Raw genomic sequence first — 12,569 nt, 5'->3', positions numbered from 1 at the left:
GTGCTCTTTGGGTGGGATAATTCGCCTGATCCAAAGCATTGGCCACTTGGTAAGCGCTGATCGCCGCGGTCACCCCCTCCCTCAGTCAGACAGGCTGCCGAGCATCAAAACCGCTGCGCGCCAAGTCGGCGGAGGTCCAATCGTTGAGGTTCAGGGCATTCATTGGCGCAAGTCAAAATTGTTGTGGCTATCCGTCCAAACTGGCAGAAATCCGGGCGGAACAGGACTTGGCTTTTTGGGGCGCCCGGAGTCGCGATGGCGCTGAGCCATTCCAAAACGCGCGCGGAATTTCCGCGCACCGCCGATCACAAGCAAGGTTTCTCCGACACAGCGCCGCAATGCCCGTTAACAACGGGGTTCATTGGCGCCTTCCCTGGCAGCGCGCGCGGCCTCAAGCCTTGCCCAACAGCGATTAACCTCGGCGATGGCAGCCCCAAGGGCGGCGCGGCGGGCATCGGACAAGACATCCGCTTTGGCAAAATTCCGGCAAGCGGTCAGGGCCGCGGTGCGACCAGCAATGGGGTCGCCGGCCAATTCCAAGGGTGTATGGGCCAAGGCGGGCTTAAGCCGATGGAATAGCCCTGCATCCAAGGGCACGGCCTCAAGAATCCGCTGGCTGGAGCGAAAACACTGGCGTTGCGCCAGCAGCACCATGTAGCCGGAATCGGCTTCGAGGCGGATGCCACAGCCGGGAATGCAGGCAACAAAGGGGTAGTAGGGCGCGAGCGCGGGCAGCAAGTGGTTGGGGTGCAGCTCGGCCTGCCAGTAGCGGCTGGCGATGCGGGCGAAGTGCTGAAAATCCTGCAACGGCATCAAACGTGCCTCGCTCAGCGGCAGGATTTCAACCGGCGGTTTGCTGGCATCGACGCTGTCGTTGGCGACATCGATGTAGAGGGTGCCGGCGAGGAAGGCGTTTTGGAAGTAGTTGCCGCGCAGATCGCCCCAGACCTGGTGCATCTGGCCGCCCTGCTGCAAGAAGCTGGCGAGGGCGGCGTGCCCCTGGGCCGCAGCGCCGCTGAGGTGCCGGGGATCGAGCTGACGCAGAGCCCGTTTGACGGCCAGGGAGAGTTCCAGACACTGACCCAGAGGATAGGGCTTGCCCCATTTGCTTGGCTGCGCCTGGGATAGCCGCGGGTCCAACCGGGCACGCAGATCGCGAAACAGGGCGTCAAGTTGATTCCGCGCCGGTAGCAGATAGCGCTCGGTGAGCGCCTGCTGTCTCGGGACATCGAGCACACGCGGTTCGTTGGGCAGGAGGGATGGTTCGGTCTCAGCGGGCATCTGGTTCAGGCTCCGCGATGCGCTGGCGGATCAGGCTGGTGGAAATCCCAGCGGTGTAAGGCAACCAGAGGCAGCCGATGCCGCGCTGCGCCAACAGGGGTTCGAGTCGCTGCCAGCGCGCCGAGCCGCGCCAGTCGTCACTGACGAACAGGCGCTCGATGCCCCAGGCGGCGATCCACTCGGCGCTGGCGGCGGTTTGATCCAGGCCGATGTCAAAACGGCACACCGCATCGACGCAACGCAAGCCGGCGAGGAGTTCCAAGCGCTGATGCTCATCGATTACCGGTCGGCGCTTGGTGCGCGCCAGCAGATCGTCAGCGCCGACCCCGACCTGGAGCCGATCACAGCGCTGGCGGGCGGCCTGGAGAAAGCGCAGGTGGCCGACATGCAGCAGGTCAAACACGCCAATGGTGCCGCCGATCAGCATGGAACGCTGGATCTGAACAGCGCCAACACCGGGTCGGCGGGGTCAAGCCGGCCTAGCACGTGCAAAAAACGGGCGAAGCGCGCCGGTCGGCCTTGCACCCAGGCCTCCAGCAGTTTCAACCGACCCCAGGCGCGGGTGTAGTCGTTGTAAGCAACCAGGGCCGGGGTCTCCAGGGTGGTGTCGAATTCGCTATCCGGGGTGCGCCAGTCGGGTCCATAGAGTTCAGCGAGCAGGGTCTCGGGCCGCGGCAGATCCCAATGGCGGCCGTGGGGGTGATCGACTAGCGCGAGTTGAAAGGGACTGAACTGCAACAGACGCCCCTGCTCAGGCGCGCGCTCGCTCGGCCACCAGCCACCGAGAATGCGCTGCCGCTCGGGGTCGAAGGCGTAGCCGAACAGATCCAGTGTCATGCCCGACCCGGGCGTCGCGCCACTGTGGATGAGGCAGCGGAAGTTGACCGCGTTCACCGCCGTCCAGGCCGGGCGCCAACCAAGACGCTGCAAGGCGCTCAGGGCGGCTGGAAAAAACGCCATGGGCACGACGATATCGAGATCCTTATCGTGCGGCAGCAGCCGACCGTCGCGCACCAGACCGAGCAACACGCCACTGGAGGCGAAGGCGACAATGTTCTGACTGGCTAGGCAGGCGGCGATGCGGTTGGTGGAGAATTGCGCCAGCGCCAGACAGAGTCCCAGGCGCAGACAGTGCCCATCATGGGCTGGCTTGGGCTCCAGCAATGCCAGCGCGCGGGCGAAGAGTTCGGCGGCATCGGCACGGCTAGCGAGCAACTGATGGGCCGCTCGCCACAGGGCGTCCGGGTCGCGCAGACTGACAGTCGCTGTCATAGGGGGGCGCATCGGATCCTCTTCTTGGCGGTGTTGCGGTTGCAAGCCATGCCGATGTGACCATGCCGACTCCATTATACTTCCCCCAGGCTCCGCTTTTCGGTCATCCGCCATGAAATTCCCCTACGGCACCGCTGACTTTCACGCGATTCGCAACGAAGGCTACTACTACGCCGATCACACTGCATGCATCCGTGCGCTGGAAGATACCGGCAAGCAACTGTTGTTTCTACGTCCACGCCGCTTCGGCAAAACCGCCTGGCTAACGACGCTGGAGAACTACTACGATCTGGCCCGGGCCGATGAATTCGACGCGCTGTTTGGAGCGCTCACCATTGGTCAAAACCCTACCGTGCGCCGCAACCGTTACTTTGTGCTGCGCTGGGATTTCTCCATGGTCGATGCCAGCGGCAATTTGGCGGAGATCCGCCAGGCCTTGCACGATCATCTCAATAACCAGGTCAAGGGTTTCTTTCTGCATTACGCCAAGCACCTTGGCGCTATCGCGCTCGACAGCCCAGGATTTGGGTTATCCAAAGACAACGGTCTTATTGCCCTGGTCTCGGCGGTCAACGCCGCCCGCGCCCAAGGCCATGATCTATATTTGCTGATCGATGAATACGACAACTTCGCCAATGAACTGCTACACGGGCGGCGGGCGGATTACGATGCCTTGGTCTCAGGGGAAGGCTTACTCAAAACCGTGTTCAAGGCGGTGAAATCCCTCGCCTCGGGCGCCGGCATTGATCGGGTGTTCATCACTGGGGTGTCGCCGGTGGTGTTGGCCGATATTTCCAGTGGCTACAACGTCTCCAAGGATGTCAGCCTGGATGCGCGTTTTGTCGATCTGTGCGGCTTCACTGAGGCGGAAGTCGCGGGTGTGCTGGATACGCTGGCCAGCGAACAGGGGCGTGATCAAGACTGGTCAGCGCGGATGCTCGCGACCATGCGCACCTGGTACAACGGCTATCGTTTCGGTTATGAGCCAGGGCCCGGTCTCTACAATCCCACCCTGGCGCTGTACTTCTTCGATGCCGCGGATGGGCACCGAAATCACGTCGGCCTGCTCACTGTCGGGGGTGCCGTCGTCGTTGCCATCGCCCTGGATGCCGCCTTCTTCCATTGGCGGAGCGAGATCTTCAACCGCATCGGGCACATTGTCCCCGTTGTCGTTGGGTAGCTCGTCCCAGTCCTCGGGGTGGGATGATGGGTTCCGGTTCCGGTTCCGGTTCCGGCTCGGGTTCTGGCGTGGGGTCGCCACCGCCACCACCTTCCGCAACATCGGTCAACGTCACAGCAAGGGTTTGCGTGTCAGTGCCGCCGTTGCCGTCGCTGACCTGGACAATGACTTCGTAGGTGTTATCGCTGCCGGTGTCGGTCGGGTTCTCGAAGTCGGGGGCCGAGGCAAAGGTGAGGGCGCCGGTTGCGCCGACGATGCTGAACTTACCCGCATCGGCGCCGCCGCTGATGCTGTAAGTGATGGGGTCGTTATCGGCATCGGTGGCGGTGACAGTCGTCACGGTCGTTTGATTCTCGGCCACGCTGATCGCCGCCGTGGCACCACCGCCATCGGAGGTGATGGTGGGCGCGGCATTGGGCAGTTCATTCTCGAAAAACAGCGTGTTGCCATCGTAATTGCCGATCAAGGCATCCAGGTCACCGTCGCCGTCGAGGTCGGCGAAGGTCGGGGCGGAATAGGTGCCCACGTTGGCCAGGCCGAAGTGGTTGGTGGTTGGAGTGAGGAAGTTGGGCGTTGACATGGGAATCCCCTTGGGCTTCAGTTAGCAATCATGATTCATTCGTGACGAAGGTCGGCGATCGGGCGTATCGCCCGGGATGTTTTCTGATATCCACAGGTCGCGCCCGCAGGCGCTGGCACCCACTCGCCGCCAACCCTGCCGGGTAAAGAGGCGCCGCCAGGCGCGGCTCATCAAACGGGGATTTTCGGTTTCAAAGGCGGTGGCGGTCGCGCCGCTGCGGCCTAGCCGAGGGTCGGCGATAAGTGTACGTTCGGCTTGCAGCAAGCCGAGATACAAGCGGACATGACCACGGGCGCTCGGGTGCAGATAGGTTCGACCGTAGAGCACGCGGCGCTCTTGCCCGTTGTCGGACAGCTCGCCGGGGTAGAGGCTGCCGATGCCCACCAGGGCGTCGCTGCCGGCACGCACCAGAAAGCAGACCTCGCCGACACGCCGTTGCGCTTCCGCAGGCGGCAGCAGTTGCTGCTCCAGCCAGAAGGCGGCGATCTCGGCTTGCTCCGGCGCGCTCAGGCGCTGATAGACATCGAGCACGCGATAGCCGGCATGGGTGAACAGCTCGGTGGCCGGGGCGGGGGGTGGGCGCCATTCACCAGCAAGGTGCTCGTCCCGTTTACGGCCGTGGGATCGGTGTAGCTGGCCGCGCCGCCAAGCTGAACCGTGCCAGCGCCGGTTGTGGTGATGCCGCCACCCGTGCTTACAATCGAACTGTTGATGTTCAGCATGTCGCCCGCGCCATTGTTGAGCGTCATGTCGCCACTGGTCAGCTCCAGCGTATTGTCGGCAATGGTGAGCGTTCCTGCCGCATCGGCATCCATGGTGGTACCCGCCGCCAGGATGATCGTGCTAGTGCTCAGCGTAATTGTCTGGCCGTTCAGCTCGACCACAAACCCGATGGTCTTGCCACCTGCTGATGCCAGCGCAGCCGCTTCATGCAGGCTCAAACCGTCACCGTCGGCCAGTTCGTCTGCATAGCTTCCGCCTGTGGTGGCATCAGCTCCGGTATCAGAAAGCGTGGTGACCACCAGTGCATCGGTGACGGTGACTGAAAATGCCTTGTCGTAGGTAGCCGAGTTGGCATCGGTGGTGCGAACGAGCACGCTGTAGGTGCCGGCCGTCAGCGCGGAAGGATTGGTCGCCCGCAAATTGTTGCCGGAGATGTTGAACAACCCATTGTTGGTATCGCCCGTGCCACTCACCAGGCTGTAGGTGAAGGTATCGCCGGCGTCCGGGTCAGTCGAAGACAGTGCGCCTACCGTTGCGTCGGCGGCATCGTATGTTGTAACCGTAGCGCTTGACAGGGTGATGTCGGTGGGGGTGTCGTTGGCCCCGGTCACGTTGATCGTTAGCGTCGCGTTACCAGTAGCTGGAGTGGCGTTACTGTCGGTGGCGGTAACGGTGAAGGTTTCGGAGGGCGTGGCGCCCGCAGCTACCGCGTTGATGGCGCTGGCGTTGGGGACGTAAATGTATTTGCCCTTGTCCGTGCCGGTGCTCACTACATACAGCGTGCCGTATGTGCCGGTCTTGGAGACGTCGTAGGTGATGCTGTTGTCGGTGAAGTTGGCGCTGGTGCTGGTCGGGTCGCTGATGCCGTAGCTGGCAATGCCGTCAGAGTCGGTGGCACCCAGGGTGCCGGTGGTGTTGCTGAAAGTATCCGCTGCTGTGGTGTCGGTCAGCGAGATAGCGGTTGGTGTGTTTACGCTCGGAGCGGTGTTGGTGTTGGTGTTGGTGTTGGTGTTGGTGTTGGTGTTGGTGTTGGTGTTTTGAATATAAAACTCGTTGAAATACAACTCGGTATCGTCGGAAAAATCAATTTTCAGACTAGTAATACCCGTGAAGTCGGTTAGATCTATGGTTGACCAACCTGATGCTGCAGCGGTTTTTGTTGAATCAGTTATTACTGTTGCACCTCCAAGCCATTTATCCGCGTACCCCGTAATAGTGAGAGATACCGCAGAACCTCCTGGGTTATAAACCTTGAATTGAGATATATCAAAATCTGTTCCGTTACTGTTATTTATAAAAAGATGATCTATTTGCGATGGAATTTTGTGAGAAATACCTGTTGCGTCGCCTACACTGAATATTCCAACATTTTCATTAGTACCGTTTACACCTCCGAAAATAATAAGCGGTATGTCTGTCACCGCGACACTACCGTACTCTCCAGCTACCGCGTATCCGGTGATAATAGCGGTCGTGGTAAAATTCACATTGGTATATTCCAGAGTTCCGCCGTATTCTTTGGAGCTGAGTTCATTCGCTTCGATGAAACCTTGCTGCACCTCCAGCACCCAATCCCCGCCAAGCGCAGCATTTCCTGTTAAATCATCCGAAGCCGCCACATCAGCCTGCGCAATCCTCGCGATGGATTCGACAAACGCCTGCCCCGTCTCGCCAGCGCCGACATTGCAGCCGTAGAGCAGCAAATCGCCGTCGGCCGTGAGGCTCTGGCCGATCTGGGCCAGCAGCGGGGCGTAGCTGTTGAGGTTGTCGCCAGTGAGCCAGGTATCGCCCAGTTGCAGCGCACCGGTGCTGCCGTGGCTGAAGACATGGATGGCGGCCATACCGCTGCGCCCCGCCAGCGCATCGGCCATTTGCTGCAGGCCGTTACCGCCATCGATGAGGACGACTTCAATATCGGCCGGTAAACCGGCGATGAGGGTTGAGTAGTCAGCAACACGGGTGTCGATGAAGGCAATCTTATTGGCTTGATTCATGGCTTTTGCTCAAAAAAAATTGTGGCGGCCTCGGCGGCAAGTTGGAAGAATTGAATCGGCATTGCACCGATGACTACCCAGAGTTTTTTTGTTGAGGTGATCATGCACCGGATTTCCTGAGGCGGATGTTGCGTTTTCTACGCAAAATGCCTCAAGTTCTACGAATTTCTGTATTGGTGATGCTGGCGGGAGGAAATTTGCGTAGACTCCACGGTATGAAATCTCGAACCGCGATCGAATATCGGCTTCACTGGCTGCTTGTGCCGGAAGGGCCGCCCGGTGCCTCGGCGGGGCAAGAGCGTTTTCAGGTCGAGCGCGTTGACTATCCCCTACCGCAAGAGATTGGGCAGGCTTGGGTGAATAAGTTGCAACTCGGTGATGACGTCTGCCTTTTTCACGCCTGCCACCAGTTCGAAAAGGCGCCGAGCCGGCTGTTGTCGTTGTTTGAGGTTGATATTTCGCCTATCGAGCCACTATTTAATGCGCAGATCTGGATCTCCGGTACCGCCTGCCATCGAGAGTATTGGAACGGAAGAGATCACCCGCCTGTCGATATTCTCGCTAGGTCGGGGCGGGATACTTTTCGTTTTCATCGGGAATGGCATGCCACGATAATGATCGAAGGTGGCGTGTATTCCGAAATGAGGTCGATCGTCATTCCCGAGCAAAGCCTGCTGATGATGCTGGGAGATGAGCCTGTCAGCGCCTTGTTAGATCGATTGAGGATTGGTCACCAGACGCCAACGTCAGTCCATTCGATGCCGAATTATGTGTCTTCACCACTGCGCATGGCGCTGGACTCAAGGCATCAGGGCCCGGCACGCAGGCTCTATGCGCAGGGGAAGGTTCTGGAGTATCTGGCGGGGTTGTATGAGTTTGTTTCACGGGAAGAGGCGCCGACCAAAGAACGGCGGCATTCCGCACGCATCCGGGAGCTACATGACTACCTCCGAAACCTTGAGGGGCATACGCCTACCCCGAGTCAGCTTTCGACAGATTTCGGACTTTCAGCGCGACGCCTAAATGATGATTTCGTGGCAGAGTACGGGCAGTCGATCTTCAGCTTCCTCACCGATTACCGCTTGACCCAAGCTCATGCGCTGTTGCAGGCAGATCCCATCCCTTTGAAAGTGCTCGCGGCGCGACTGGGCTACTCGCATGTCAATCATTTCATCACGGCGTTCAAGCGCAAGTTCGGCTATACCCCAGGCAGTCTGAGGCGAGGCCGGTAGAGCGGCTTTCTAGACGTGTAATAGGTGGGTTCGGCGATAGACCATGGCCAGGACTCTAATGTGAATGGCGAGCAAAATCGGGAAAGCGAAAAAAGGAACGGAACGGGGGCGCATCAGGTTGTTCTTTGACCTATCTTCTTGGCGTTGCGGCGCTTCAGCTTTTCGAGTGGCGACTCCCTTATACTTGCCCCGTGCTCAAATTTTGCAGGTCATCCACCATGAAATTCCCCTACGGCACCGCTGATTTTCACAAAATCATCGTCGAAGGTTACTACTACGCCGATCGCACTGATCGCATCCGGGTGTTGGAGAAAGCGGGCGATCAGCTGCTCTTTCTGCGCCCACGCCGTTTTGGTAAGACGGCCTGGCTGACGACGCTGGAGAATTACTACGATCTGGCACGGGCCGATGAATTCGACGCCCTGTTCGGCGCGCTCGCCATTGGTCGCGAGCCGACCGCGCGCCGCAACCGTTACTTTGTACTGCGCTGGGATTTCTCCATGGTGGATGCCAGTGGCAATCTCGCCGAAATCCGCCAAGCCTTGCACAACCACATCAATGCCCAGGTTGCGGATTTTGGGGTTCGCTATGCTGACCGGCTCGGCGGCGATCTGCAGGCGCATCCGAGCGATGGCTTGGTCGCTTTTCGTGCCGCAGTGAGCTCCGCGCGCGCCCAGGGCCATGATCTCTATCTGCTCATCGATGAATACGACAACTTCGCCAATGAACTGATGCACCGCAGCCGGGCGGATTACGATGCGCTGGTGTCAGGCGAGGGGCTGCTCAAAACGGTGTTTAAGGCGGTCAAGTCCCTCGCATCGGGTGCGGGCATTGATCGGGTCTTCATTACTGGAGTCTCACCGGTGGTGCTGGCCGATATTTCCAGTGGCTACAATGTCTCCAAGGATATCAGCCTGGATGCGCGTTTCGTTGATCTGTGCGGCTTTAGCGAGGCGGAAGTCGCTGCTGTGCTGGATCAGCTGACCGTAGAGCAAGGGCGCGACCGAAACTGGTCGGCACGGATGCTGGCGACCATGCGCACCTGGTACAACGGCTATCGCTTCGGCTACGAGCCGGGGCCGGGGCTCTACAACCCAACGCTCGCGCTGTACTTCTTCGATGCCCTGGCCACCACTGGTCAACCACCCCGAGAAATGCTTGACAGCAACCTGGCGATGGATCGCAATCGCATCGACTTTGTCGCCCGCCAGCCGCATGGCGCTGAACTGATCGGTGCCGCGCTCGATCCCGAACATCCGCCGGTGATTGCGAGTCTCGCACATCGCTTTGGGGTGGAGGATATGCGCCGCGCGCCCAAGGACGCGCCTTTTCTGGGGTCGCTGTTGTATTTTCTTGGCGCTTTAACGCTCAAAGATCAGACGGCTTTCGGTGAATTGGTGCTGGGCATTCCCAATCTGGTGATTCGCAAGCTCTATGTCGAGCGTATCCATGACCAGTTGTTCCCCGAATATCCGGAGCGCGAAAGCCTGCGCGAGGCAGCCAAGGTGCTCTATACCCAGGGCGATCTCAGCCCGCTGATTGAAGTGCTGGAGACGCATCACCTGCGAGTGTTCGACAATCGCGACTATCGCTGGTCCAATGAGCTGACGGTGAAAACCGTCTTTCTGGTCGCCCTGTTTGCCGATATTTTCTATGTGATGGATTCAGAAACGGCGATTGATCGCGGCTATGCCGATCTGTCGCTGATCGTGCGTGAGGAGATGCGCCGCTTCGCGCTGCTGGATCATCTGCTGGAGTTCAAGTATCTGAGCCTGCAAGAGATCGGGCAAAGCGGCCAGGACGTGCGCACCCAGTCGCGTGAGGAACTGGCCAGTCTGCCCCAGGTGGCGGCCAGTCTGGAGGCCGCTGAAACCCAATTGGCCCATTACCGCCAGGGGCTGGAACAGACCTATGGCGTGCGCCTGCGCCTGCACACCCATGCGGTAGTGGCCTTGGGCTTTGAGCGGCTGGTGTGGCGCAGCACCCCAGACCGCCCATCGCCTGATGGCGATTAGCTCCCTCCCCAATTCCCGCCATGCGCCGCAGCGTTCGGCACGCCGACCATCATGCTGCCAATTTGGGTGACTTGCCCGCCGTACTCGGGGCTGGCGAGGTTGACCCAATCGCCATCGCCGTTCTGCTTCCAGAAGTCGTTGACTTGGATGTCGCCTTCGATCAGCAGGCTGAAGGGAATGTCTCCGGCATCTTCGGCACCGTCCTCAACCTCGGCCTGGGCTGCGAAGGCGATCAGCCCGAGCGGCATGGCGATGCCGTCGCGTTCCTCGGCGGCGGGCGCGTCGCTTTGGGTCAGGGTGGTGACGATGACACCGCCGCCGGGGGTGGGCGAGCTGTCAGCGCCGTTGGCGCTGTTGCCGACTAGGGTGGCCCAGACCACCGGGGCGTTGGGATCGACAGAGACAGTTTCGGTGTCGCGGATGGGCACCGAAATCACGTCGGCCTGCTCACTGTCGGGGGTGCCGTCGTCGTTGCCATCGCCCTGGATGCCGCCTTCTTCCATTGGCGGAGCGAGATCTTCAACCGCATCGGGCACAGATTGAAGCCAGATGCGAGGCAAAGGTTTCAGTCTGCTCCCAGAGCAAGCCCAGGTACTGCTTGGCTTCATTGAAGTACACCTCAATGCTCCAGCGCAAGGCATCGATCTCCAAAATCGCCGCCGGGGAGAGACTGCGGTCGGTGCTTAGAAACAGCGCCCAGGATTTCGCCCCCGCCGGACTGTCGGCGTCTTGGCTGACGCCACGGACAAAGAGCAGACGCACTGGAATCCACTGCTCCTCGCCGTCGCTCTCGAGGCTCAGCTCCACGTCCAAACACTGGCACCGGTAGGGCAAGCCGCTGAGGCGCTGCCAGTGCTTGCGCACGCTCGTCTGATACAAGCCATTCGCATCGAGCAGCTCGGTGTGCGCCGAGCCGTTGTTCCAGGTCCTCAGGCGGTACTTCATGGCGTTTTTCTTCATGCGCAAGATCGCCGTGAGGTTGAGATCCAAGGCGGTGGCGATCATGGTCTTGGTGCCAAACCAGGCATCGGCGAGCAGGACATCGGCCTCGAGGCCCTGACGCAGCGCGCGGCGCAACATGCCCGCCGCCAATTCGGGCTTGGTGCGATCACGTGCCTGCGCATAGCGGCGCGCCTCGATGCTGCGGCCATCGTGAAAGTCCGCCTTCAGCGGATGCGCCCCGACATTGCTGATGAAAAGGCAAGGATACGTCGGATGTGGGAGTCTTCATCAGCGGCTTCTTGGGTGGGTGTCTTGTTTCAACTGCTTGACATTCTACCATCCATGAGGCCGCTTTTAATTACTAAACAAAGACTTGATTCAATAGGGGCGCGATTTTTGAACCCCGAAACGAATGAGATCAACCCCGAACAGATCAAACTGCTGGTGCTGGAGGACGAACCGGACCTGTGCGAGGCGATGGTCAGCTTTTTGCAGTTGGAAGGCTTCAATGTCATCGGGGCCGGCACTGCCCTTGAGGCCGAGGCCATGCTGCGGGAGCAACCGGTGGATCTGTTGATCATGGACGTGGGGCTGCCAGATCAGGATGGCATCAGCTGGCTGAGTCAGTTGCAGGATAATCGCAGTCTCGGGCTGATTCTCACCACCGCGCGCGGCGAGCTGACCGACCGCATCCGCGGCCACAGTGCCGGCGCCGATGCCTATCTGGTGAAGCCGGTGGAGCTGGAGGAACTGCGCCTGATCATCCTCAATGTGGCGGCACGCCTGGGCTGCTGCGGTGATGCTGCCAAGGTCAGCTGGCAGCTGAACCCGATCCGCTGGCAACTGCTCACGGCCAAGGGGCAGTCGGTCCGACTGACCCGCTCCGAAACCCAGGTGTTGGAAGCCTTGGCGCGCTCACCAGGAAAGCCGCTGCCGCGCGAAGCCCTGGTGCGCGCCCTGGGACATCAGCCGGAAAACTACGATCCGCGCCGCATGGAGATTCTCATCCGCCGACTGCGCACCAAGGTCAGCGAGCAGACCGACGAACGCCTGCCCCTGGAAACCGTGCACGGCGTCGGTTATGCCTTTACCGCGGATATCCGCGTGGGCTCTTGAAGCAAGCCAGCTGACGCGCAAAGCTCAGCTGTTGCAAGATGGGCTCTGTTAACGCTTGCCGTTATTGCGGGTGCGCCCAAGGACGCGCCCTTTCTCGGCTCACTGCTGTATTTCCTCGGTGCACTCACGCTCAAGGATCAGACGCCGTTTAGTGAGCTGGTGCTGGGGATTCCGAATCTGGTTATCCGCAAGCTCTACGTCAAGATGTTCCAGGACCAACTCTTTCGCCGTGAG

General features: G+C 60.1%; 12 protein-coding genes. 4 read left to right on the top strand and 8 right to left on the bottom strand.

The window, feature by feature from the left end; genetic code table 11:
• Positions 1 to 345: 345 nt before the first annotated feature.
• Genes Thiowin_RS22980 through Thiowin_RS22970 form a run of 3 tightly spaced genes read right to left on the bottom strand, consistent with a single transcriptional unit; the run spans position 346 to position 2,565 of the window.
• The gene (locus Thiowin_RS22980) at positions 346 to 1,281 is read right to left on the bottom strand and encodes a hypothetical protein (RefSeq protein WP_328985295.1); all 936 of its coding nucleotides are present in this window, start codon (positions 1,279 to 1,281) and stop codon (positions 346 to 348) included.
• A complete protein-coding gene (locus Thiowin_RS22975) occupies positions 1,271 to 1,708 on the bottom strand; it encodes an adenylyltransferase/cytidyltransferase family protein (protein ID WP_328985294.1) in 438 nt (145 codons plus the stop codon). Before Thiowin_RS22975 ends, Thiowin_RS22980 begins: the two co-directional genes overlap by 11 nt.
• Positions 1,702 to 2,565, bottom strand: a complete 864-nt coding sequence (locus tag Thiowin_RS22970) for a hypothetical protein (protein ID WP_328985293.1) — start codon at positions 2,563 to 2,565, stop codon at positions 1,702 to 1,704. The genes Thiowin_RS22975 and Thiowin_RS22970 overlap by 7 nt, the downstream gene beginning before the upstream one ends.
• A gap of 100 nt (positions 2,566 to 2,665) precedes the next feature.
• On the opposite strand from Thiowin_RS22970, the gene Thiowin_RS22965 reads away from it, so the two are divergent.
• Entirely contained in the window at positions 2,666 to 3,733 is a 1,068-nt protein-coding gene (locus Thiowin_RS22965; RefSeq protein ID WP_328985292.1) for an AAA family ATPase, read from the top strand.
• Here the strand turns inward: Thiowin_RS22965 and Thiowin_RS22960 are convergent.
• The 3 genes from Thiowin_RS22960 to Thiowin_RS22950 are packed head-to-tail and all read right to left on the bottom strand — an operon-like array spanning position 3,693 to position 7,030.
• Complete coding sequence (locus Thiowin_RS22960) at positions 3,693 to 4,313, bottom strand: cadherin repeat domain-containing protein (RefSeq protein WP_328985291.1); 621 nt, start codon at positions 4,311 to 4,313, stop codon at positions 3,693 to 3,695. The two genes, Thiowin_RS22965 and Thiowin_RS22960, sit on opposite strands and share 41 nt — an antisense overlap.
• A 21-nt stretch (positions 4,314 to 4,334) precedes the next feature.
• Positions 4,335 to 4,844 carry a hypothetical protein gene (locus Thiowin_RS22955; RefSeq protein ID WP_328985290.1) on the bottom strand — a complete coding sequence of 170 codons (510 nt, stop codon included), beginning with the start codon at positions 4,842 to 4,844 and terminating at the stop codon, positions 4,335 to 4,337.
• Positions 4,820 to 7,030 carry a DUF4347 domain-containing protein gene (locus Thiowin_RS22950; protein WP_328985289.1) on the bottom strand — a complete coding sequence of 737 codons (2,211 nt, stop codon included), beginning with the start codon at positions 7,028 to 7,030 and terminating at the stop codon, positions 4,820 to 4,822. The genes Thiowin_RS22955 and Thiowin_RS22950 overlap by 25 nt, the downstream gene beginning before the upstream one ends.
• Positions 7,031 to 7,155: 125 nt before the next feature.
• On the opposite strand from Thiowin_RS22950, the gene Thiowin_RS22945 reads away from it, so the two are divergent.
• On the top strand, positions 7,156 to 8,262 hold the full coding sequence (locus tag Thiowin_RS22945; RefSeq protein ID WP_328985288.1) for a helix-turn-helix transcriptional regulator: 1,107 nt from the start codon (positions 7,156 to 7,158) through the stop codon (positions 8,260 to 8,262).
• Positions 8,263 to 8,480: 218 nt separating this feature from the next.
• A complete protein-coding gene (locus Thiowin_RS22940) occupies positions 8,481 to 10,277 on the top strand; it encodes an AAA family ATPase (protein ID WP_328985287.1) in 1,797 nt (598 codons plus the stop codon).
• Here the strand turns inward: Thiowin_RS22940 and Thiowin_RS22935 are convergent.
• Both Thiowin_RS22935 and Thiowin_RS22930 read right to left on the bottom strand, forming a co-directional pair.
• Positions 10,274 to 10,813, bottom strand: coding sequence for a hypothetical protein (locus Thiowin_RS22935; protein ID WP_328985286.1), 540 nt, complete (start codon positions 10,811 to 10,813; stop codon positions 10,274 to 10,276). The two genes, Thiowin_RS22940 and Thiowin_RS22935, sit on opposite strands and share 4 nt — an antisense overlap.
• On the bottom strand, positions 10,797 to 11,369 hold the full coding sequence (locus tag Thiowin_RS22930) for a transposase (RefSeq protein WP_408034127.1): 573 nt from the start codon (positions 11,367 to 11,369) through the stop codon (positions 10,797 to 10,799). Before Thiowin_RS22930 ends, Thiowin_RS22935 begins: the two co-directional genes overlap by 17 nt.
• A 246-nt stretch (positions 11,370 to 11,615) precedes the next feature.
• Here Thiowin_RS22930 and Thiowin_RS22925 point away from each other — a divergent pair, with 246 nt between their 5' ends.
• Positions 11,616 to 12,335, top strand: a complete 720-nt coding sequence (locus tag Thiowin_RS22925) for a response regulator transcription factor (RefSeq protein WP_328985285.1) — start codon at positions 11,616 to 11,618, stop codon at positions 12,333 to 12,335.
• Positions 12,336 to 12,569: the final 234 nt, after the last annotated feature.

This window comes from Thiorhodovibrio winogradskyi, from assembly GCF_036208045.1.
Classification (GTDB): domain Bacteria; phylum Pseudomonadota; class Gammaproteobacteria; order Chromatiales; family Chromatiaceae; genus Thiorhodovibrio; species Thiorhodovibrio winogradskyi.
The sequence above is the reverse complement of the archived record's forward strand: the minus strand, read 5'-3'. Positions and strand labels throughout refer to the sequence as shown.

Coding starts and splice junctions, on each gene's coding strand:
- Thiowin_RS22945 (WP_328985288.1), top strand. CDS start 7,156: ATGTTGCGTTTTCTACGCAAAATGCCTCAAGTTCTACGAATTTCTGTA.
- Thiowin_RS22965 (WP_328985292.1), top strand. CDS start 2,666: ATGAAATTCCCCTACGGCACCGCTGACTTTCACGCGATTCGCAACGAA.
- Thiowin_RS22940 (WP_328985287.1), top strand. CDS start 8,481: ATGAAATTCCCCTACGGCACCGCTGATTTTCACAAAATCATCGTCGAA.
- Thiowin_RS22960 (WP_328985291.1), bottom strand. CDS start 4,313: ATGTCAACGCCCAACTTCCTCACTCCAACCACCAACCACTTCGGCCTG.
- Thiowin_RS22975 (WP_328985294.1), bottom strand. CDS start 1,708: ATGCTGATCGGCGGCACCATTGGCGTGTTTGACCTGCTGCATGTCGGC.
- Thiowin_RS22970 (WP_328985293.1), bottom strand. CDS start 2,565: ATGCGCCCCCCTATGACAGCGACTGTCAGTCTGCGCGACCCGGACGCC.
- Thiowin_RS22980 (WP_328985295.1), bottom strand. CDS start 1,281: ATGCCCGCTGAGACCGAACCATCCCTCCTGCCCAACGAACCGCGTGTG.
- Thiowin_RS22950 (WP_328985289.1), bottom strand. CDS start 7,030: ATGAATCAAGCCAATAAGATTGCCTTCATCGACACCCGTGTTGCTGAC.